The 21,353-nt window shown below is 54.9% G+C and carries 24 protein-coding genes; 14 read left to right on the forward strand and 10 right to left on the reverse strand.

Annotated features, from left to right (window positions below; genetic code table 11):
• Positions 1-119 precede the first annotated feature (119 nt).
• Together GO984_RS00050 and GO984_RS00055 are read left to right on the forward strand one after the other, a co-directional pair.
• Positions 120-1,334, forward strand: a complete 1,215-nt coding sequence (locus GO984_RS00050; RefSeq protein WP_157020576.1) for an RSP_2647 family RNA methyltransferase — start codon at positions 120-122, stop codon at positions 1,332-1,334.
• A gap of 9 nt (positions 1,335-1,343) precedes the next feature.
• Positions 1,344-1,886, forward strand: a complete 543-nt coding sequence (locus tag GO984_RS00055; RefSeq protein WP_157020577.1) for an RSP_2648 family PIN domain-containing protein — start codon at positions 1,344-1,346, stop codon at positions 1,884-1,886.
• Here the strand turns inward: GO984_RS00055 and GO984_RS00060 are convergent.
• From GO984_RS00060 to GO984_RS00085, 7 genes are all read right to left on the reverse strand, one after another.
• Positions 1,883-2,866, reverse strand: coding sequence for an LLM class flavin-dependent oxidoreductase (locus GO984_RS00060; RefSeq protein WP_157020578.1), 984 nt, complete (start codon positions 2,864-2,866; stop codon positions 1,883-1,885). The two genes, GO984_RS00055 and GO984_RS00060, sit on opposite strands and share 4 nt — an antisense overlap.
• A 62-nt stretch (positions 2,867-2,928) precedes the next feature.
• Complete coding sequence (locus GO984_RS00065; protein ID WP_157020579.1) at positions 2,929-3,615, reverse strand: M48 family metallopeptidase; 687 nt, start codon at positions 3,613-3,615, stop codon at positions 2,929-2,931.
• A gap of 55 nt (positions 3,616-3,670) precedes the next feature.
• The gene (locus GO984_RS00070; protein WP_157020580.1) at positions 3,671-4,855 is read right to left on the reverse strand and encodes a vWA domain-containing protein; all 1,185 of its coding nucleotides are present in this window, start codon (positions 4,853-4,855) and stop codon (positions 3,671-3,673) included.
• Between the two features lie 4 nt (positions 4,856-4,859).
• Positions 4,860-5,027, reverse strand: coding sequence for a hypothetical protein (locus GO984_RS23305; RefSeq protein WP_167740156.1), 168 nt, complete (start codon positions 5,025-5,027; stop codon positions 4,860-4,862).
• 15 nt (positions 5,028-5,042) lie between these two features.
• On the reverse strand, positions 5,043-6,395 hold the full coding sequence (locus GO984_RS00075) for a DUF2927 domain-containing protein (RefSeq protein WP_342448057.1): 1,353 nt from the start codon (positions 6,393-6,395) through the stop codon (positions 5,043-5,045).
• Between the two features lie 2 nt (positions 6,396-6,397).
• Positions 6,398-6,844 carry a GNAT family N-acetyltransferase gene (locus tag GO984_RS00080; protein ID WP_157020581.1) on the reverse strand — a complete coding sequence of 149 codons (447 nt, stop codon included), beginning with the start codon at positions 6,842-6,844 and terminating at the stop codon, positions 6,398-6,400.
• 83 nt (positions 6,845-6,927) lie between these two features.
• Complete coding sequence (locus GO984_RS00085; RefSeq protein WP_157020582.1) at positions 6,928-7,767, reverse strand: AAA family ATPase; 840 nt, start codon at positions 7,765-7,767, stop codon at positions 6,928-6,930.
• A gap of 186 nt (positions 7,768-7,953) precedes the next feature.
• On the opposite strand from GO984_RS00085, the gene dksA reads away from it, so the two are divergent.
• Together dksA and GO984_RS00095 are read left to right on the forward strand one after the other, a co-directional pair.
• Entirely contained in the window at positions 7,954-8,376 is a 423-nt protein-coding gene (gene dksA / locus GO984_RS00090; RefSeq protein ID WP_138163429.1) for an RNA polymerase-binding protein DksA, read from the forward strand.
• A gap of 95 nt (positions 8,377-8,471) precedes the next feature.
• Positions 8,472-9,644, forward strand: coding sequence for an FAD-dependent oxidoreductase (locus GO984_RS00095; protein ID WP_157020583.1), 1,173 nt, complete (start codon positions 8,472-8,474; stop codon positions 9,642-9,644).
• Between the two features lie 31 nt (positions 9,645-9,675).
• Here GO984_RS00095 and xth read toward each other — a convergent pair whose 3' ends face one another.
• Positions 9,676-10,482, reverse strand: a complete 807-nt coding sequence (xth, locus tag GO984_RS00100; protein WP_157020584.1) for an exodeoxyribonuclease III — start codon at positions 10,480-10,482, stop codon at positions 9,676-9,678.
• Positions 10,483-10,832: 350 nt separating this feature from the next.
• Here xth and GO984_RS00105 point away from each other — a divergent pair, with 350 nt between their 5' ends.
• Both GO984_RS00105 and GO984_RS00110 read left to right on the forward strand, forming a co-directional pair.
• Entirely contained in the window at positions 10,833-11,126 is a 294-nt protein-coding gene (locus tag GO984_RS00105) for a DUF6749 family protein (RefSeq protein ID WP_157020585.1), read from the forward strand.
• 53 nt (positions 11,127-11,179) lie between these two features.
• A complete protein-coding gene (locus GO984_RS00110) occupies positions 11,180-12,250 on the forward strand; it encodes a DUF6902 family protein (protein ID WP_157020586.1) in 1,071 nt (356 codons plus the stop codon).
• Between the two features lie 23 nt (positions 12,251-12,273).
• On the opposite strand, the gene GO984_RS00115 is transcribed toward GO984_RS00110, so the two are convergent.
• Positions 12,274-12,597, reverse strand: coding sequence for a HesB/IscA family protein (locus tag GO984_RS00115; protein ID WP_138163300.1), 324 nt, complete (start codon positions 12,595-12,597; stop codon positions 12,274-12,276).
• An 89-nt stretch (positions 12,598-12,686) separates the two neighbouring features.
• Between GO984_RS00115 and GO984_RS00120 the strand changes: the two genes are divergently transcribed.
• From GO984_RS00120 to GO984_RS00150, 7 genes are all read left to right on the forward strand, one after another.
• Positions 12,687-13,841: a deoxyguanosinetriphosphate triphosphohydrolase gene (locus GO984_RS00120; protein WP_157020587.1), complete on the forward strand. Its 1,155-nt coding sequence runs from the start codon at positions 12,687-12,689 to the stop codon at positions 13,839-13,841.
• 111 nt (positions 13,842-13,952) lie between these two features.
• The gene (gene argS / locus GO984_RS00125; RefSeq protein ID WP_157020588.1) at positions 13,953-15,698 is read left to right on the forward strand and encodes an arginine--tRNA ligase; all 1,746 of its coding nucleotides are present in this window, start codon (positions 13,953-13,955) and stop codon (positions 15,696-15,698) included.
• 84 nt (positions 15,699-15,782) lie between these two features.
• The gene (locus tag GO984_RS00130) at positions 15,783-16,889 is read left to right on the forward strand and encodes an SPOR domain-containing protein (protein WP_157020589.1); all 1,107 of its coding nucleotides are present in this window, start codon (positions 15,783-15,785) and stop codon (positions 16,887-16,889) included.
• Positions 16,889-17,899: a beta-N-acetylhexosaminidase gene (gene nagZ, locus GO984_RS00135; protein ID WP_157020590.1), complete on the forward strand. Its 1,011-nt coding sequence runs from the start codon at positions 16,889-16,891 to the stop codon at positions 17,897-17,899. Before GO984_RS00130 ends, nagZ begins: the two co-directional genes overlap by 1 nt.
• Entirely contained in the window at positions 17,892-18,683 is a 792-nt protein-coding gene (locus GO984_RS00140) for a segregation and condensation protein A (protein WP_157020591.1), read from the forward strand. Before nagZ ends, GO984_RS00140 begins: the two co-directional genes overlap by 8 nt.
• Positions 18,683-19,339: an SMC-Scp complex subunit ScpB gene (scpB, locus tag GO984_RS00145; RefSeq protein ID WP_157020592.1), complete on the forward strand. Its 657-nt coding sequence runs from the start codon at positions 18,683-18,685 to the stop codon at positions 19,337-19,339. Before GO984_RS00140 ends, scpB begins: the two co-directional genes overlap by 1 nt.
• Before the next feature lie 76 nt (positions 19,340-19,415).
• Complete coding sequence (locus GO984_RS00150; protein WP_157020593.1) at positions 19,416-19,625, forward strand: hypothetical protein; 210 nt, start codon at positions 19,416-19,418, stop codon at positions 19,623-19,625.
• On the opposite strand, the gene GO984_RS00155 is transcribed toward GO984_RS00150, so the two are convergent.
• The gene (locus tag GO984_RS00155) at positions 19,585-20,745 is read right to left on the reverse strand and encodes an MFS transporter (RefSeq protein WP_157020594.1); all 1,161 of its coding nucleotides are present in this window, start codon (positions 20,743-20,745) and stop codon (positions 19,585-19,587) included. The two genes, GO984_RS00150 and GO984_RS00155, sit on opposite strands and share 41 nt — an antisense overlap.
• Before the next feature lie 78 nt (positions 20,746-20,823).
• On the opposite strand from GO984_RS00155, the gene GO984_RS00160 reads away from it, so the two are divergent.
• The gene (locus GO984_RS00160) at positions 20,824-21,348 is read left to right on the forward strand and encodes an Lrp/AsnC family transcriptional regulator (protein ID WP_157020595.1); all 525 of its coding nucleotides are present in this window, start codon (positions 20,824-20,826) and stop codon (positions 21,346-21,348) included.
• Positions 21,349-21,353: the final 5 nt, after the last annotated feature.

Consider the following 21,353-nt stretch of genomic DNA (forward strand, 5'->3'; position numbering starts at 1 on the left):
ATTGGTAGCCCTGATCGTCAAACAAACGCCAACCTTGGTTTTGTCCAGATAGTCGCCCCTCTGTTCGGGCTGTTTTTAGGGGCCTTCCCATGATCCGGTGATATCGCTAAGAGAGGCCCATGACAGCTTCCTCTCCTGCGTCCCAGCGCGCCCGCGTCCGTATGAAACCTAAATCCAATGCCCGCGCCATCCGGCATGGGTTTCCTTGGGTCTATGCCAACGAACTGGTCACTGACCGTCGTACCCGTAAACTTGCGCCTGGTGCTCTGGCCGTGCTTGAGGATGAAGCACAGACCCCAATGGGGTTGGTGACGGTCAACCCGGAAAGCAAGATTATCGCCCGGATGCTGGATCGCGATCCACAAGCCGATCTGAACCTTGCTTGGTTTGAAGCCCGCTTAAGCCGTGCACTGCAGATGCGAGAGCAACTGTTTGATGCACCATTCTACCGGTTGGTTCATGCCGAAGCAGATGGTCTGCCAGGGATCGTAATCGACCGTTTTGGGGACGCCTGCGTGGTGCAGCCCAACGCAGCCTGGGCCGAGGTGCATATCGAACTGCTGACCCAAGCTCTGGTCAACGTTACCGGTGTCGGCACCGTGTTGAAAAATGCTGCTGGCCGCACTCGCAGTCTTGAAGGGCTGGATGATGTGAACATGGTACTTCATGGTACCGCACCAGAGGCCCCGATAACGGTGCAGATGAATGGCGCTAGCTACATGGCAGACCTTACCGGTGGTCAGAAAACGGGCCTGTACTACGATCAACGATACAACCACGCATTTGCGTCTCAACTTGTTGCACCCGAAGCCCGCGTGCTGGATGTCTTCTCGCATGTTGGTGGGTTTGGACTGGCCATGCTGGCAGGTGGCGCAGGTTCGGCGCTTTGCGTTGATGGTTCTGCCCCGGCATTGGCCTTAGCAGAGCAGGGGGCTGCTGCCAGCGGGTTTGGCAATAAATTGAGCACCCGCCAGGGCGACGCATTTGATACCCTCGCTGCATTGGCTGCTGAAGGTGAGACCTTTGATGTGGTGATCTGTGATCCACCAGCTTTTGCGCCTTCCAAACCAACACTGGAAGCCGGACTGCGGGCCTATGAGAGGATTGCAAAACTGGCAGCGCCACTGGTAAAACCCGGCGGCTATCTTGGGCTTTGTTCGTGCTCACACGCTGCAGACCTTAGCAAGTTCCGCGGGGCTTCGGCGCGCGGCATTGGTCGGGCCGAACGGTCGCCGCAGTTGATTCACACAGGATATGCCGGAGCGGACCACCCTCAACTGCCGCAGCTGGCCGAAAGTGGCTATCTGAAAGCTGTATTCTTCCGTCTCGACTAAGGTTGCAGCATGAAACTGCTTCTGGATACCTGTGTTCTCTACCCCACTGTGATGCGCGAAATGCTCTTGGGCGCCGCCCGGCTGGGGCATTTCGTGCCTCTGTGGTCGACCCGGATACTGGGCGAGTGGGAACGGGCAGCCATTAAACTGGGTCCGGAAGGCGCGGCGCAGGCCTGCGCTGAGATTGCCCTGATACGCGCCAACTGGCCGCAGGCAGAACTGCCCGCCACGCAAGGATTGGAACAACGGCTGTGGTTACCGGATCCTGCGGATATTCATGTGTTGGCCACTGCCATTTCCGGATCTGCAGATGCCATCGTAACGATGAACAACAAAGATTTCCCGCGCAATATCCTGGCGGAAGAAGGCTTGAAAAGGCTTGGGCCTGACGAGTTGCTTCATTCCATTTGGCTAAAAGACAGCTCGGGAATGCAACAGTTGGGCGAACAGGTCCTTACCGTAGCAAACCGTCTGTCAGGCAGTGAGTGGCAGATCCGTCCCTTGCTAAAAAAGGCGCGCCTGCCACGACTGGCCAAAGCACTGGCGGGTTAGGCAGCTTTCAGGATTTCCGCTGCAATCTCAAACGATTTCAGCCGTGCCTGATGGTCGTGGATTTGCCCGGTTATGATCAGCTCATCGGGCTGATAGCGTTCGATAATATTGGATAGGGCAGCCTGCACTGTGTCTGGGCTGCCGGTGGCAGACACCTGCAAGGCCTCGTTTACACCTGCCAGAACATGCGGTTCCAGATGTGCCGCGATGTCATCAACTGGGGCAGGGAGTTTGCCAGGCTTTCCGAGTCTCAAGCGGGCAAAGGCTTGTTGCATGGTTGTGCGCAACCGGGTGCCTTCGGCATCACTATCTGCTGCAAAAACATTGGCCGCAATCATGGCGTGGGGTTTCTCGAGGTGGACCGACGGCTGAAAACTGCGCCGATAGAGGCTCAGGGCTTCGTCCAGTGCCTGTGGTGCAAAATGTGAGGCAAAAGCATAGGGCAGCCCAAGCTGTGCGGCCAACTGTGCGCCGTAAAGACTGGACCCCAATATCCAGACGGGAACCTGTGTTCCCTGACCGGGAAAGGCCCGGACCTTTTGTTCGGGGTCATCAGGGCCCAAGAATTCCATCAATTCCACCACATCCTGCGGAAAATTGTCACCGTGCCCCATACCACGTCTTAGCGCGCGGGCCGTTAGCATATCGGTACCGGGTGCCCGACCAAGCCCGAGGTCGATCCTATCGCCATGCAGGGCGGCAAGTGTGCCAAAGGATTCCGCGATCATATAGGGCGCATGGTTGGGTAACATGATGCCACCGGCGCCCACTCGAATGCGTTGGGTCTGACTGGCGATATGACCAATAAGTACCGCCGTAGCAGCGCTGGCAATACCGGGCATGTTGTGATGCTCGGCCAGCCAATATCGGTGAAAACCCCAGCTTTCAGCCTTTTGGGCCAATTCGGTGCTGTTTTTCAGAGCCTGCGGGATATAGCTGCCCTCCGGCACAGGGGCAAGATCAAGAAGCGAAAACAGCATTGGGTCTCTCCGTGTCATGTTACGCAGACTTGGGCACTCTGATCTCGTGGTACAAGGGAGCGTTAGGTTTTGTTCCAGCGGCTTTCGAGGTTCTCGAGTGCCGCGATCCGTTCCTCGGTTTTTGGATGGCTCATCAACCAGGCTGGCGCCATGCCCGCACGCTGTTGGGTCAGGGCCTCCAGCTTTAGGAACAGGCTTTTTTGCGGCTCAACACCGATCCCGGCTTTGGTGAGCAAAGCAGCGGCATATTCATCGGCCTCATACTCATCACCGCGCGACAAACGGGCAGCCAGCAGCGAGGTCAACATATTGGCAATCCATCCGCCAATAAGAGGAATGTAACGTCCAATGATCATCATCAGGGCTGTGCGCAGGGCGTTTTGCCCGGAAAAATCTATCATCCGGCGTTTGGCATGCCCCAGTGCAACGTGCCCCAGTTCATGTGCAATAACCGAGGCCAGTTCAGCGTCGCTGACTTCACCTGACTGATACTTGCGGTAAAACCCGCGGGTGATGAAAATCCGCCCATCCGGCGCTGCCAATCCGTTGACTGGATCAATTTCGTAGATGAAAACCGGAATACGTGGAATTTCCAGCGCAGCGGCCATCCGGTCCGTCAGTGCCTTCATTTTTCGATCGGCAAGCTCGGTCGATTTGGCATCCAGTTCTTTATGGGTGCGCCAGATCGAAATGCGATACATCACAATGCCATAGGCAAGGGCAAGCAGGATTGGGGTCAGGCGTAACATGGCTTAGATATGGGCTGTGCAAACGCAATGGGCAAGGGCAAGCCCGTACTGCGGTTCACCGGGTTAAATCTTTCATGCCTTGCTCTAGTCCCGACAGGGTCATTGGAACCATCTGATCCGCAAAAATTTCCCGGACCATGCCAATCGAGTGGGTGTAGTCCCAGTACTTTTCAGGGACCGGGTTAATCCACAGGTTCGACGACCACTGCTCGCGGGCGCGTTGCAACCAGACTTGCCCGGCTTCTTTGTTCCAATGCTCGTTAGCCCCACCCGGATAGGCAATCTCATATGGGGACATCGACGCGTCACCAACAAAGATGCATTTGTAGTCCGGCCCATAGGTCCGCAGCACTTCGTGTGTCGGGATCTGTGCATCCCAACGTCGGGCATTGTCACGCCACACGCCTTCATACAGACAATTGTGGAAGTAATAGTATTCAAGGTGTTTGAATTCGGTGCGCGCGGCCGAGAACAGCTCTTCGACAATTTTAATATGCGGATCCATTGATCCACCAACATCCAGAAACAGCAACACTTTGACGGCGTTATGGCGTTCGGGGCGGGTTTTGACGTCCAGATAGCCGTGCTCAGCCGTCGAACGGATGGTGTTATCCAGATCCAATTCTTCGTGCGCTCCCTGACGCACCCAGCGGCGCAAACGTTTCAGCGCCACCTTAATGTTGCGGGTTCCAAGTTCGACGTCACCGTCCAGATTTTTAAACTCGCGCTTGTCCCAGACCTTGACCGCGCGACCGTGGCGGCCTTCCTTTTGGCCGATCCGCACTCCCTCAGGATTATAGCCATAGGCTCCAAAAGGAGACGTACCAGCCGTACCAACCCATTTGCTGCCACCCTGATGGCGGCCTTCTTGTTCCTTCAGGCGCTCCTTTAGCGTTTCCATCAGTTTGTCAAAGCCGCCAAGGGCTTCAATCTCAGCGCGCTCTTCCTCGCTCAGGTGTTTTTCCGCCATTTTGCGGATCCACTCTTCGGGGATGTCGACAGCATCCATCACAGCCTGCGCCGAAATAGCCTCTAGCCCTTCAAAGGTGGCAGCAAAGGCGCGGTCAAACTTGTCGATATTACGTTCGTCTTTGACCATCGATGAACGGGCAAGGAAATAGAATGCTTCGATGTCATATGTGGCCAACCCAGCCTTAATGGCTTCGAGAAAGGTCAGATACTCACGCAGAGACACAGGGACTGAGGCATTGCGCAGGTTCTCGAAAAAAGGTTGAAACATGGATTTAAAGCGCCATTCGGTGCGCCACAATGGTGATCAACATGCCAGCCAAGCCATATAAAATGCCGTAAACAGCGGCATATTGCAGGATGTCGCCAAGACCCCCACCACGTTTTCGCGCTGAAAATACCCCCAACAGAGCCCCGATTGCCAAGCCGCCGATTACGATCATATTCTGTCCGTCCGTCTATGTATTGGGGCGCAGAGCCGCGATTTCATTCACTTTGGACCGCACCGCCCAGTCTGAACCAAAGCCGTAGCGCGCCCACCCCAGACTGTCCAGCCTGACAGCTTGAGCGGCCTCAAAATCGCCAGTCAACTCCAGCGCTTCAGCCTGCAAGAGCATCAGGGTGGAGAGCAGGGCAGCATTTTCAAACTTCGCCGCGGCGGTGATGCTGGGCTGGGCCATCGTCAGGGCGTTGCTGCCCTGACCGCGGGCAATATCATAGGCCATCATCCGGGCCACAATTTGGGCCCGGTGCAACTGTGTGCTTGGGGATTGCCCCAAATAACGCAATGCGGTTTGAAAGTGCCGTTGCGCCAAAACCGGATCGCTGCTCTGGATCATGCGACCAAGTATATAGTGGCCAAAGGCACGTCGATGATCTTGCCAACCCAGTTTTTGTGCTGTGGTCACAGCTTGGTTGGCGGCACGTCGACGGGTTTCACTTGATACACCGGGGCCCAATGCGGTTTCTATCGATGAGATCCACTCCCGAGGGCTCTCCTGCAGCGCGGTAGACGAAAGGGCGTCGCCCGCCGGGTTGTAACGGGTCAGGATTGCAGGCAGGCGGGCAGCAACCTGTGCACGGCTCATGCCTGTGGAGAGTTCAGGCGCGTAGGTTGCACGTAGAATTAGCATGTCGAACCCGGTCAGAACGGTGTGAACATTGTCGTCGTTGAACACAGAATCAGGCAACCGGTACAGGTCGTTCAGCGGCCCGATAGACTGCGCAAGCTCTTCATGTAAACAATCGCGGACTTCTTGTGGGCTGACATCATTGGGAATGAAAATGGCCAGGGTCTCGCGCTGCCGCAACTGTGCCCAATTGGTGCTAGCCCGGCGCTTGCTGCGCCGATATTCAGCCAAAGAACTGACGTTGGGCACAACAAAGCAGGCGGCTTTGGGTAAGGCTCGGCGGATTTCTGAGCGGCTGACAGATTCAATGGTAATATTGGCGCTGCCGCTGTTGACGCGGCGAATATTGATGCCTGCTTCTTGTTGCAGCCGAGACAACAGGTTGGCCAGATCTGAATTCAGATTGCTCGCAGGTTTGCCAGTTACTCGCAGTGTAATAGGGGCATCAAAACGGGTAAAGGTGGGCAAAGTCGTGCCACCTTCCAGTTTGAAATGCAGGTCCAGAAAATCCCGTGCCATATCGGCATTAGAACGCTGTGGGGCGACCGGGCTTGGGGCGCCAAACGTTTTGACGGGGGGTAAGGCACTGTCAGCAATAGTGGCCCGTGTTGGTGGGCGTTCCAGCGGAACTGTGTCACAGCCCGCCAGGACCACCACAAAAGCCAGAACCGCGCGGCAAATTTTCACCGCTGGTACCGAATAAATGGGGTCTGTTTGCCAATGCGGTCGTAGAGCTTACGCGCTGTGTGGTTGAACTCTTGTGTCATCCAATACACCGAGCCACTTCCCTGCACATCCGCAGCCGCGTAAACAGCTTCAATCAGGGCACGACCAACACCGGTTCCGCGTGTTTCAGGACGGGCATACAGATCCTGCAGATAGCAGGTGTTGTCTTGGGTCCAAGCGTGGCGATGAAACAGATAATGTGTCAGGCCAACCAGGTGACCGTCTTGCTCTGCGACAAAACAGGAGAAATCCTGTGGATCATCCCCAATCAGGCGCGCAAATGTTGTGTCATAGATCGCATCTGGCAAAGACGTTTCGTAAAACTCCAGATAGTCATGCCAGAGTTCAGCCCATTCAGGGCGGTCGTCTGCACGTAAGGCACGGATCGTCACTTTGCTGGTCATCGTTGGAAAATCCAATAGGTGGCGGGAATTCTATAGCTATCAATCATGGTGTCACTGGTCATCACTCATGGCAAGATATGAGACTAGCGTTTGCCGCGTGCCATAAAAGCCAACCGCTCAAACAAATGCACATCCTGTTCGTTCTTCAATAGTGCACCATGTAGCCGGGGCAGGGCGTCCGCACCATCACGGGCCAGATCTTCAGGGGACAGATCCTCAGCCAGTAACAGTTTTAACCAGTCCAGAACCTCAGAGGTAGAGGGCTTCTTTTTCAAACCGGCGGTATCGCGGATCTCGTAAAATTGGGTCAGAGCAGTCGTTAGTAAGGTCTGTTTGATGCCCGGATGGTGTACTTCGACGATCTGCTTCATCGTTTCCGCATCGGGAAAGCGGATGTAGTGGAAAAAGCAGCGCCGCAAAAACGCGTCTGGCAGTTCTTTTTCGTTGTTCGAGGTGATGATCATAATTGGGCGGTGCTTGGCCCGGATGGTTTCACCTGTCTCGTAGACGTAGAACTCCATCTTATCGAGTTCCTGAAGAAGGTCATTGGGGAATTCAATATCTGCTTTGTCGATCTCATCAATCAGCAAAACAACGCGTTCGTCCGCTTCAAATGCCTCCCAAAGTTTGCCTTTTTTGATGTAGTTGCGCACATCGTGCACCCGTTCATCACCCAGCTGACTATCGCGCAGACGGGAGACCGCATCATATTCGTACAAGCCTTGTTGGGCGCGGGTGGTGGATTTGACATTCCACTCGATCATTCGAAGGCCCAGAGCCGTGGAAATCTGGCGTGCCAGCTCGGTTTTGCCGGTGCCAGGTTCGCCTTTAACCAGCAGTGGGCGCTCGAGTGTAACAGCCGCATTAACGGCGATTTTCAGGTCGTCGGTTGCAACATAGTCTTTAGTGCCCTGAAATCGCATGTGTTTCCTACTTTTTTTCTAGCTATTTGAATGATGCTCGGTCGTTACCATGCTTTTAACTCAGTGGAGATACTATTGTGTAGTGACAATCTCGAATGGAGCAGATAAATGCTGCGTCAGAGGGGGCGGCCAGATGTTTGGGAGTACACTATGACCAACATTCATGGCCTGACCGAAGGAGCCGAAATGAAGCAAGAAGTGTTTCTGCCGGATGACTATCGACCGGCCGAAGATGAGCCTTTCATGAATGAAAGGCAGTTGGAGTTTTTCCGACGAAAATTGTTGAACTGGAAGCAAGATCTTCTGGCAGACAGTCGTGACACGATCGAGGGTTTGCAGGATAACACCCGCAATATTCCCGATGATGCCGACCGCGCCAGTGAAGAAACTGATCGATCGCTGGAACTACGTACCCGCGACCGGCAGCGCAAGCTTGTGTCCAAGATCGACGCAGCAATTCGTCGCATTGAAGAAGGTGAATATGGTTACTGCAGCGTTACGGGTGATCCGATTTCGCTGAAGCGCCTGAATGCCAGACCAATCGCTACCATGAGTCTTGAAGCGCAGGAACGGCATGAACGTCGCGAAAGAGTTCACCGCGACGACTGAAGCGCGTTCAAAATCTTGAAAACAATTCAACGCCGGGGCCTGTTGTCCCGGCGTTTTTCGTTTATGTGGGTGAAGCATATACTCGGTTGGACGTGATGGAACTCAAAGGTCAGAGAATTACGATCATTGGTGGTGGTATCGGCGGATTGACCTCTGCCTTGGTGCTGCAGCAACGCGGTGCCTCGGTGACCGTGCTAGAGAAAGCTGAAGCAATTTCCGAAGTTGGTGCCGGGCTTCAAATCAGTCCAAATGGCGTTGCTGTGCTGAAAGCACTGGGATTGCACGATGATCTGGCTTGGCGATCACAGCGGGCACGCGCAGTGGTTCTGAGACATCACAAACACGGGCAGCAAGTTCTTCGGCTGGACCTGGATCAATACAGTGTAGGGCAGAATTTCTACTTTGTGCACCGGTCTGACCTGATCTCAATTTTGGCTGATGCTGTCCGGCGCGCCGGAATTCAGGTGAGGTTGCTTCAAAAAGTGGATCGGGTTGAGGCAGGGCCGTCGCCCGTTGTGCATCTCTCCAATGGTGCTCAGTGCGGCGGTGATTTGGTAGTTGGAGCAGATGGGCTGCATTCTAAAGCCCGCAAAGCATTCAACGAACCGGGCCAGCCGTCTTTTACTGGCCAGGTGGTTTGGCGGGCAACGGTACCAAATGTATTGAACCTGCCCCCCGAAGCGCAGGTTTTTATGGGATCAAAGAGGCACCTGGTGGCCTATCCTTTGCGGGATGGCGGTCTGGTCAACATCGTCGCAGTGCAGGAGCGTAGCGAATGGGCTGACGAAGGCTGGAACCATACAGATGATCCGGCCAATCTTCGGGAGGCGTTTCGAAGTTTTGGTGGCACAGCGGCTGGCCTGTTGTCTGCAGTAGATGATGTCCGTTTATGGGGGTTGTTTCGTCATCCGGTGGCCAAAAATTGGCATCAGGGACGTGTGGCCATTCTGGGCGACGCTGCGCACCCAACGCTGCCCTTTATGGCGCAGGGTGCCAATCTGGCACTGGAAGATGCCTGGGTGTTGGGCGCGTCGCTGGCCTCTGCTGATACCATAGATTCTGGTTTAAGTCTGTATCAACAGCAACGGCGCGACCGGGCGGTGAAAGTCGTTGCTGCAGCCACCAACAATGCTTGGAAATACCATTTGCGCGCGCCGCTAGCCTGGCCTGCGCACCAGTTGCTAAAGCTGGGCGGGCGGTTTGCGCCACAGCGGATGGTCAGCCAATTTGACTGGATTTATCAGCACGATGTGACAGCCCAGCCATAACAGGCTGGCTCTGACCACATCGTAGTGAGGGCTACAGGTCTAGCTCGACCCAAACCGGAACATGGTCTGAAGGCTTGTCGCCACCACGAACATGCTTGTCGATTTGGCAATCCATCAACAGATCGGCGGCCTGAGGCGACAGTAGGAAGTGGTCAATGCGAATGCCGTCATCACGGTTCCACGCACCCGCCTGATAGTCCCAGAACGAATAGTGGCCGGCGTCCTGATGGCGGGCGCGAAAGGCTTCGGTGAAACCCAAATTGACGAGGCGCTGAAACGCTGCACGGCTTTCAGGCCGATGCAGGGCATCTTCTACCCAGGCCTCTGGCCGTTTGGCATCTTCAGCCTGAGGGATGATATTGTAGTCACCTGCCATCAATGCGGGGGCATCCTCAGCCAGCAGCTGCTTGGCGCGTTCGTGTAACCGGTGCATCCAACGCAGCTTGTAATCGTATTTGCCACCCGGTTCGGGACGTCCGTCGTCCTGCAGTTCAACCGGATTTCCGTTGGGTAGATAAAGTCCGCAAACGCGCAACGCCTGTTTGCCTACAACAGTCGCTTCAATCCAACGGGCCTGTACATCATCATCATCGCCAGGCAGGCCACGACGAACATCTTCCAGCGGCAGCTTTGACAGGATTGCAACGCCATTAAAGCCTTTTTGGCCATGGGTTTCGACGTTGTAGCCACGGTCTTCGAATAGCTCACGAGGGAAGGCCTCATCGACGGATTTGACCTCTTGCAGCAACACCACGTCAGGCTGTGCATCATCCAGCCAGGCAGGCAGAGCCTGTGCACGCGCCTTGATACCATTGATGTTGAAGGTGGCGATTTTCATCTCACGTCTCCTGTTGAGGCCAGGAGTGATCTATTGCCGATACCGGCAGGAGAGGCAAGGCAGCGGTTGTGTTGCAGGGATAAGCGATTCGGTTTTGTGTCAGAAACCGACACTGCACGACCGCAAAATCAACCCGTAGTAGAGTAAATTTGGTTTGCGAATTTGCGCTAGCCGACCTGCGGGCCGGAATATTTTCTGGAAATTTATTGCTCTTTTTTTACAGCGATTTGCGAGGTGAAAGCTACAAATTTGCTGCACTAGACCCCTTAGGTTGCACAATTTAGCCGTCAAATCAGCCATTGCGTGTGCTATCAATATGTATACATCCACCCCAATTTAGGAGTTTAGCCATGACCGCCCTTCGTATTCCAACTGAGCTGCCAATTGCCACCAAAACTGCTTCTATCAGCCAGTTCGACGGAGATGGCACAGCGTTGTTTTCTTCAGGGTCAGCGCCAGAAATGAGTGCGGACATTATGAGCGGCGACGCGACTTGGGCGTTTTCATCTGGTTCAACACCTACCTGTGTATCGGATGCCTTGAAAGGTGAAGCAACACAGTTGTTCTCTTCTGGATCCACTTCGGTTCGCTGTCAGCTGACATCAGTTGGTGACGGCACAGAAATGTTCTCGTCAGGCAGCTAAGCATACGGGCAGGCGTGGCGCCTAGTTTTCACAAGGAAGAGGAAAGACCGAAAATGTCAAATATCATTCCTCTCAGGGCGCCACTGTCACAGCCACCAGCTGCTCCGCAATACGGCGCATTGATCGGTAATTTTGCCCAATACCGGAGACAGCAAGATGATGTTTTCTGGCTAAAAGAAAACGCAGAGCTGCTGAATATTCTAGAGTGTACCGGTGCCAAATTATGCGGAGATCAATTCGAACCTCTGGTTAGCTTTTACAGTAACATTGAAAACAGGATCTGTTTTTTTCAGCAATACTATAGGTTTATTCTGTCCATTTGCCTAGACTTAGAGGATCTGGGGTTTGGTGGCGACAAGGGCGAGGAGATTGCCCATTGGGTAGCACGCCAGGGGCTGGCCGAGGCTGAGTTGTCAGATTTACAACGCGCCGAAGCCCGTCGCCTTTTGCTGCGACGCGGTGTTGCCGGTGTCGCGAATAGCATGGCACTTACAGACCGTTTGTATCGCTTTATTAACCGCCCCGAGACATTTGCTCTGCCAAACAAAAAGGCAGCTTATGAACTCACACATATTGTTTTTTACCTATCGGAGTATGGTCGCCGCGATCCCGGGCTTGGCAAGCAAGCCATATTGAGTTTGGAATATGCGGGCCTGTTGGCTTTCTTAGATCAAAACTCAGATTTGTTGGCCGAGGTCTGCATTTCGCTGCTATACGCTGGAAAGCACCCGCCAGCGGCTTGGTTGGACTGGTTGCGTTGGCAAACTGCCGGGTTTGTGATCACCAGTGCCACACCGGGGGCGGGACAAGATGCTTATCATGATTATTTTGTCTGCAACTGGGCAATGGCTACCGTGAAGGGGGCGCCTTTTATTCCACAGATGGCCCCGGGGCCGATGCAGATACGCAAAAGCGCAGCACGGATAGGCCCATTGCGTCAGATGTCGCAGATGTTGTTCGATCTGGGGCGCGATCGTAGCCCTAGTTGGCCGGTGATGCGGCAACATTTGGAGCCGGGACTCAGCAAGGAGTCTTACGAAATCCTACGCACAGCTGAAAGCAGCAGCGTCCATTTTGAGGGGTTCTTTGCCAGTTTTGCACGGTCTTCGTTGGTATTTGGCTAGCAACGGGCAACAAGTCTGGTGTCTTACATTGAGAACGAAGTCCCACAGCCACAGCTGGAACTGGCATTAGGATTTTCAATGGTGAACCGGGCACCAATTAGCTCCTCGGTGAAGTCGATCACCGCATTTTCCAGAAACGGCAGCGACACAGCATCAACCACCACCTGTTCGCCCTGACCCGATAGTACCAGATCGTCGTCCTTGGCATCATCCAGCGCAATTTCGTACTGGAACCCGGAACAGCCACCACCTTCTACCGCGATACGCAGGGCCTGACCCTGCACGGCAGCGCCAATCTCGGCCAGTCGGGCAAAGGCTCTATCGGTTACTTTTGGTGGTAGTTGCATACCATCTCCACGAAGTTCTGTTGCGGCGCAGTCTAATATATAGAAAGGTAGAGGCCGGGCGACAAGATTTGCAAAGGAAAAGATTACAGATGCATGCGCCTTATGCTTCAAAGCCAGAAAACACCCGTGGACGATTGGTTGCCGAAGAGGAGAGTAGTTTTCGCTCGCCTTTCCAGCGAGACCGCGACCGGATCATTCACGCCAGTGCCTTTCGCCGCCTGAAACACAAAACACAGGTTTTTGTTGAACACGAAGGTGATAACTACCGCACGCGGCTAACCCATACGATCGAGGTTGCACAGGTCGGTCGCACCATTGCTGGTGCTTTGGGGCTGAACCAAGAACTGACAGAAGCCGTGGCTCTGGCCCATGACCTGGGCCATACCCCGTTTGGTCATACAGGCGAAGACGCCCTGCATGCGCTGATGGAACCCTATGGTGGGTTTGACCACAACGCACAGGCCATTCGCATCGTCACCGCGCTAGAGCGGCACTACGCTGAATTTGATGGGTTGAACCTGACTTGGGAAACGCTCGAGGCAATTGCCAAACATAACGGCCCCGTGGTTGGCGAACTGCCGTATACTCTGGCCGATTACAACGCGCGGCATGATTTGGAACTACACACCTATGCCAGTGCCGAGGCGCAGGTGGCGGCCCTTGCTGATGATGTTGCCTATAACAATCACGATCTACATGACGGCTTGCGGGCCGGTTTGTTTACCGATGCAGATATTGAACAATTGCCAATCATCGGCCCCTGTTATGCTCAAGTTGATGCGTTGTACTCCGGTCTCGATCCCAACAGGCGCCGCCACGAAGCACTGCGCCGGGTGTTTGGGGTCATGGTCGGGGATGTGATCGATACTGCGCGTGCCGCATTGGCCAAAACCGGGGTGCAAAGTGTTGAAGCTGTCCGGGCTTTAGATCATCCCGTTGTCCAGTTCTCGCGACCGATCTGGGCCGATCTAAAGGAAATCCGCGCGTTTCTGTTCACCCGGATGTACCGCGCACCCACGGTGATGGTGAAGCGGACCGAAGTGGGGAAGGTGGTCGAGGCGCTGTTTCCTTATTATCTGCAAAAGCCACTTCAAATGCCCGATCGCTGGCATGCTGAAATCCAAGCCGCAGATGGCGAAACCGCTTTGGCACGCATCGTGTCGGATTACATTGCTGGCATGACCGACCGTTTTGCCCTGCAAGAGCACCAGAGGCTAATCAAGGGGCTGGAAGTGAGTAAATAGCGGTTTGTCGTGATCTGATGCCTGTTTCCAATTCGCAGCATCAGACCATAAGATATTGACCATTGGGCTGGGCATGATACTTCGCGGTCTTGAACCTATGGGACACCAGACATGAACTTGTTTACAGATATCCGCTCGCTTGTGATTGAAAGCCTCGACACGATGGTGTCTGATGGCACGCTGCCCGCAGGTCTGGACTTGCGAAATGTAGCGGTTGAACCGCCCCGTGACGTTGCTCATGGCGATATGGCGACCAATGCTGCAATGGTACTGGCAAAACCCGCCAAGAAAAAGCCACGCGATATCGCCGAGGCTCTGGCGGTCAAGCTGGCCTCTGATGATCGGGTCACCTCTGCCGAAGTCGCTGGGCCAGGCTTTCTGAACCTGCGTCTTGCAGCATCAGTGTGGCAAGGGATCCCAAAGTCGGTTTTGGGTGCGGGGCTGGATTTCGGCCGTTCCAAGATGGGGCAGGGGCTCAAGGTTAATGTTGAATATGTCTCGGCCAACCCCACTGGGCCGCTACATGTTGGTCATACCCGTGGTGCCGTATTTGGGGATGCACTGGCCAGCCTGTTGGACTTTGCCGGTTACGACGTTACCCGCGAATACTACATCAACGATGGCGGTGGTCAGGTCGACGTCTTGGCGCGGTCTGTCTACCTGCGATATCTTGAGGCACACGGCCAAGAGGTTGCTTTCCCCGATGGCACTTATCCCGGCGACTATTTGATCGACACCGGCAAGGCGCTGAAGGCCAAAGTCGGTGATGCCTATGTTGACCAGCCCGAGGATGTCTGGCTGCAAGAGGTTCGGACCTTCTCGACCGATGCCATGATGGAGCTGATCCGTGCTGACCTGAAGTCGCTGGGCGTGGTAATGGACAAGTTCTATTCAGAGAAATCGCTGTATGGTACCGGCCGGATCGAAGCCGCAATTGGCGAGCTGGATGACAAGGGATTGATCTACGAAGGTGTGCTGGAACCACCAAAGGGGAAGAAGCCTGAGGATTGGGAACCGCGCGAACAAACCCTGTTCAAATCCACCGAACATGGCGACGATGTGGATCGTCCGGTTAAAAAATCCGATGGCGCCTGGACCTACTTCGCGCCTGACATTGCCTATCACTATGACAAGGTTGATCGTGGCTTTGATATGCTGATCGATGTCTTTGGCGCTGATCACGGTGGCTATGTCAAACGGATGAAAGCCGCAGTTTCGGCCCTGTCTGATGGCCGGGTGCCACTGGACATTAAGCTGACGCAGCTGGTCAAACTGTTCAAGGATGGCCAGGAATTCAAGATGTCGAAACGGGCGGGCACCTTTGTCACCCTGCGCGATGTGGTGGATCTGGTCGGGGCTGATGTCACCCGCTTTGTGATGCTGACCCGCAAAAACGATGCATCGCTTGATTTTGATTTTTCCAAAGTGCTGGAGCAGTCCAAGGACAATCCGGTGTTTTATGTGCAATATGCAAATGCCCGGATCTGCTCGACGCTGCGCAAGGCATCAGAGGCCGGAATCGTCACCGATGATGCGACCCTTGGTGCGGCTGATCTGTCATTGCTGGATGATGCGGCACAATTGTCCGTTGCCAAAAAACTGGCTGAATGGCCGCGATTGGTGGACATTGCTGCCCGGACACATGAACCACACCGGGTCGCGTTCTACCTCTATGATCTGGCCTCAGATCTGCACGGATTGTACCATCTCGGCAAATCCAATGACGATTTACGATTTGTTAACACAAGCAGCCAATCGGCAACACATGCAAAATTGGCGCTGGCTCGGGCCGTTTCGATTGTTATTTCTGCCGGTTTGGGTATTCTAGGGGTGAATCCGGCGCAGGAGATGCGGTAACAAAATCGCCCGAAACGCTGGTCTGAGGCAGATCAATAGACCCTGACATGCGCATCGTCGCATCAAACGGGCAGTGAGGCGGACATGGCGTTAAACGCGCAAGCTGGCGATAGCCAGGCTTATTCTTTAGTAGGCGCATCCCTTTCAAGGGCGGCGGCCAATGGAAATCAGTACCAACCACAATATCACAATGGTGATCCGCAGGGCTATGGCCTTACGGATCACCATCATGCCATGGACCACGGGTCTCCCGCAACAGAGAGTGGCGGCGTTGCCAAGGCGGTGGGGCTGCTGGGCGCTGTTGCGTCGCTGGCACTAATCGTTGGAATCGGCGTTTGGGGCTACAAACTGGTGGCGCGTGACGTCAGTGGGGTGCCCGTTGTGCGCTCGCTCGAAGGGCCCATGCGGATACAACCAGACAATCCAGGTGGACGATCTGCGGACAATCAGGGGCTGGCTGTGAATGCTGTCGCTGCCAATGGTACGGCGGCAGACCCAGCTGATCGTTTGACGCTGGCTCCGGCTTCGATGGATCTGACCGAAGATGATGTTCCCGTTTCCGATGTGACAGTTACGGTGGCTCCAATTCCAGCCCCACTTCAAGAGGAACCACTTTCTGAGGCTGCGGTAACAGCTTTTCAGAATGGGGAAATTGATGCCTTGGTGGCCGAACTGACAGAGGGTGTTACCCCGCTGGGTGAGCCTGTGGCTACTCTGGCCTCGGTTGCTGCGCCGGTAATTGTCCAACCCACACCTCTGCAGCCAGTGGAAACTGCCGCAATTATACCTCTTGCTCCGTCACCAGCCGTTTTGAATGCCCCCGGTGTTAAAGTGTCCTTACGTCCATTGGTGCGCCCCGCTCGCGCATCGCTCTCGCAAGGCAGTGGTACGCCAATACAAGGTCGCTCTGCTCTGGAAGTTGAGGCTACAAGCCTGGCTGCGGGGACACGGTTGGCACAGCTTGGTGCCTATGAAAGTGCGGCTGTGGCGCGGGCTGAATGGGAACGTATTTACGGTCAGTTTGGAGATTACTTTGAAGGCAAGAGCCGGGTAATCCAAAAGGCTGAAAGTGGCGGTCGCACCTTCTATCGGTTGCGCGCGATGGGCTTTGATGATCTGTCGGATGCCCGCCGGTTCTGCGCGACCTTGGTTGCGGGCAAGGCAGACTGCATTCCAGTGACCACACGCTGATGCGGTTTGGTGCTACCATATTGGACGCCGAAGGGCTGCGATTGACCGCCGAAGAGATGGCTCTGTTTCGTGATACGAATCCCTTTGGCTTTATTCTGTTTGCCCGCAATGTTGATTCGGCTGATCAGGTCCGGGCGTTGTGTGACGATTTCCGCAATGCGGTGGGGCGCAACTGTCCAATTACAATTGACCAGGAAGGTGGCCGTGTTCAACGCTTGCGCCCACCTTTGGCCCGGCAATGGATGCCGCCACTGGAACATGTAGAACGTGTTCTTTTGCCCGAAAACACGACCAGAGCGATGTATCTGCGCTATCGTTTGATTGCGCAGGAACTGTTTGCACTTGGAATCGACAGCAACTGTGCACCGATGGTGGACCTTGCAGGCAGTGAAACACATGCATTTTTGAAAAATCGCTGCTACGCCAGTGATGTCCAAACTGTTGCTGAGTTGGGACGCGCAGCTGCGCAGGGCCTGCTGGATGGCGGTGTGCTGCCGGTGGTGAAGCACTTGCCAGGACATGGTCGGGCCACAGCAGATAGCCATTATGACCTGCCGCATGTCGGTACTGATCCAGACATTCTGGACAGCACTGATTTTGCCGCGTTCCGCAGCCTGAACGATTTGCCGATGGGGATGACCGCACATCTGGTTTATGATGCCATCGACAGTGTCCCAGCCACCCTGTCTCCTGTCATGATGCAACTCATCCGTACCCAGATCGGTTTTGATGGGCTGATCATGACCGACGATATCTCGATGAAGGCCCTGCAGGGGGCACCTGCTGATCTGGCGCGTGCTTCGTTGGATGCGGGCTGTGACGTTGCGCTATATTGCAACGCGCCTTTGGCGGACCGTGCAGCGGTTGCCGATTCAGTGGGTGAAATGACAGACAAGGCCCAAATTCGGGCTGAACGGGCCCTTGCAGCCCGTCGAACACCCGATGAACTTGACATCGATGCCGCCGAAGCGGAACTATCTGCCCTTATGGGCGGATTGGTGTATGGCTAACGATCTATTTCAGGAGACGGCTCAATCGGTTGCCGAAAGGTTGGCTGCCGAAGCGCTGATTGTGGATGTCGACGGGTTTGAAGGCCCGCTCGACGTCTTGTTGACTCTGTCCCGCAGTCAAAAAGTAGACCTGCGCCGGATCTCGGTGTTGGAATTGGCGCGGCAGTACTTGAACTTTGTGGAACGAGCCAAGGTGCTGCGGATTGAACTGGCGGCCGACTATCTGGTGATGGCCGCCTGGTTGGCGTTTTTGAAATCACGCCTTTTGTTGCCGCCTGAACCAGGGGAAGACGGACCAAGCGGTGAAGAGCTCGCGGCCCATCTGGCTTTTCAACTCCAACGACTTCAGGCTATGCGCGATTCTGCAGCCCAACTTATGGCGCAGGATCAGCTGGGCCGTGACTTCTTTGCGCGTGGCCAGTGCGAGGACATCACCCGGATTAAGACCGTAACTTACAATGCCACTTTGCTGGATCTGATGCAGGGCTATGCCCGTATCCGTACCCGTGATGATTTTCGTCCGTTTGTATTGGACCGAGAATCAGTCTTCACCATGGAAGAGGCACTGGAGCGCATGCGCAAGCTGATCGGGTTTACTGGCAGTTGGACGGATATGCTGAGCTATCTGCCCGACGGTTGGCACAGTGATCCAGTCAAACGCCGCTCCGCCACGGCTGCAACTTTTGCCGCCTCGCTACAGCTGGTAAAAGAGGGCAAGGTGCAGCTGCGACAAAGCGAGACCTACGCCCCAATTCAACTGCGCAGCTGCGACAAGGAAAATTGATGGAAAACCATAGCGCAGCTCCAGAAGGTGAAAACGAAAGCCTGTTTGACGCACCCTTGATGGCTGAACAGGAACGTATGGTTGAGGCTGTGTTGTTTGCCAGTGCTGCGCCAGTCACCCTGAGAGATCTCGAAGCAAGGATGCCGTACGGCTGTAATCCTGGCGAGGCATTGGCGCATTTGCGCAAGAAATACGAAGGCCGTGGTGTGCATGTGGTTCGCATTGGCGATACCTGGGCGATGCGAACGGCACCAGACCTTGGCTTTCTGATGCAAAAAGAAACCGTTGAGACGCGCAAGCTGAGCAGAGCAGCAATCGAAACGCTGGCGATCATTGCGTATCATCAACCGGTGACACGGGCGGAAATCGAAGAAATTCGGGGCGTATCCGTGTCGCGCGGTACGATCGACCAACTTCTCGAAATGGAGTGGATCCGGCTTGGGCGACGTAAAATGACACCAGGCCGTCCAGTGACCTTTGTGGTCACCCCACAGTTTCTGGACCATTTTGGTTTGGAAAGTGCCCGCGATTTGCCTGGATTGAAAGAATTGCGCGCAGCTGGTTTGCTGGAAAACCGGCCGCCGCCGGGTGCAATGGCGCTAGGCGATTTGGATGTTGATGATGACGATGCCCAAACCGAATTGTTCGAAGAGTGACATTGGCATCTGTCTTCGCCTCGAAATCAACTTAATCGACTGATATTTCCGGCACTGATCTCAAGGGGATGCCAGTATGAATATGAACAGTTTGATAAACATGATTGTGCGGCAGTTGATGCGGCGCGGTGTGAACTCTGGAATTAGGGCGGGTATCAACGCAGTTTCAAAACGGCGCACCACAGGCCGTCACAATGACCAGACCAAAGATGCGCCAGATTTGAATGGTGATGCCAAACGCCGGGCTAAACAGATGCGTCTGGTGCGGCGTGGGCCATGGCAGTAGGTCGACGTAGCCCTTTGGCTTCGAACATCTCGATCAGGCACAAAAACGCTGACACTGCCAAACAACCAGCCAAACCCCAGTTTGCATAGGCCAGCCCGCCAAGCGCAGGCACCGCAAAGATGCACAGATATGTTGCTGTGCTATACAGCCCCATGATGGCGCCGCGTTGTGACGGGTCTAAGGCCGTCAGTCTTGCCACCAGCAAATTTAAGCCAAGATGCTGAAAGATGCCCCAAAGCGCGGCCACCATCAGCAGCCCATAAAAGGTACCAGACAGTGCGATCATGCATACATACGTCAGGGTGATAGCCAGAAACACCGGTGCTGTTGCGCGTTCCAACCCGATTTTATCCAAGATAGGGTCTGCTAACACAGCCAGTCCAAAACCAATCCCATAGAAAAGCGGAACCAACCCGGCTTTTGTCGTGCTTAACCCTAAATCCACAGTGACATGGGCGCCAATGAAGAAGTAGGTGATGTAAAAGCTGAGCATCAACAACACGGTAGCCAGCAGGCCGCGCTTAATTCCGGGGACCTTGAGTGCAGTCAATGGCGACGTCGCACGGCCGCCAGAACTTCCCAAGTTACGAAGACGGGTACTGAAGAGCCAAAGCAAGGCGGTCCCAACCGATAACGAGATATAGACTGCCCGCCAGCCGAAGTGATCAGTGATCCAGGCGCCAAGGCTGACACCCAATACCAATGAAACTGTCCACCCTGTCAAAACAGCTCCCAAAGTCTGCGACTCACGACCCTTGGGCGCAATGGTCACGGCCAGCGTGTAGATAGATGGTAAAGCGGCCCCAGCGGCCACCCCGCATAGGGTCTGCGCGGCAATCAAGGCATAAAGAGTCGGCGCAAAGGCACTGGCGGCTAAGCCGATGGCCAGAAACACCAGGGTAACCCGCAACAGGCGGCCGGCACCAAACCGATCCCCTAGGGGGGCCAGTAACATGGCAGCAAAGGCGACACCCAACCCATACGCACTGGCGGCCTGCATCACCTGTGCAGCGCTGACCTGCAAGTCAGCACCAACAGCTGTGACCAGAGGGGACAGCAACAGTGAATTTGCCCCAATCACCCCAATGGCGCTTAGCAAAATGAGAATCGATGCCACCATGATCTTGCCCTCGAAGATTGTTCAGAGGTAACCTCTATTCACGGAATTTGGTTCTGTGAAGTGTAGAGGGTACCCGTGATGACAAAAACAGATAGCATTCAGAGGAAACCCCGTGCTGCACGGGAATTGGACGATCTGGACAGAAGAATATTAGGTGAGTTAAGCCGCGACGCAACCCAGGCCTATGCGGCAATTAGTCAGGTGGTTGGCCTGTCTCCACCCGCGGTGCACGAACGGGTTAAACGGTTGCGCGCCTCAGGGGCGATCAAAGCAACTGTGGCCCAATTGGATGGACCGGCGGTTGGAAAGCCATTGCTGGCCTTCATCCATGTGGACACTGTGGGGTGGGGCAAGACCAGCGCAATGATGGCGCTAGGCGACTGGCCGGAGGTGGAGGAGATTCACTCTGCGACAGGGGACACCTGTCTAATCCTCAAGGTTCGTGTTGCCTCGCCACTGGCGTTAGAGGGGCTGTTGTCGCAGCTTTATGATACCCAGGGTGTGCGTGGGACCCGCACATATCTAACCCTGTCGACACATTTGGAACGCGCCGTGCAGGCCGAGGTTTCAACCGACCTTGAAGACATGGCGGGGATCAAGTGAGGTTC

It is taken from the genome of Parasedimentitalea huanghaiensis (assembly GCF_009753675.1).
GTDB classification, from domain to species: Bacteria; Pseudomonadota; Alphaproteobacteria; order Rhodobacterales; family Rhodobacteraceae; genus Parasedimentitalea; species Parasedimentitalea huanghaiensis.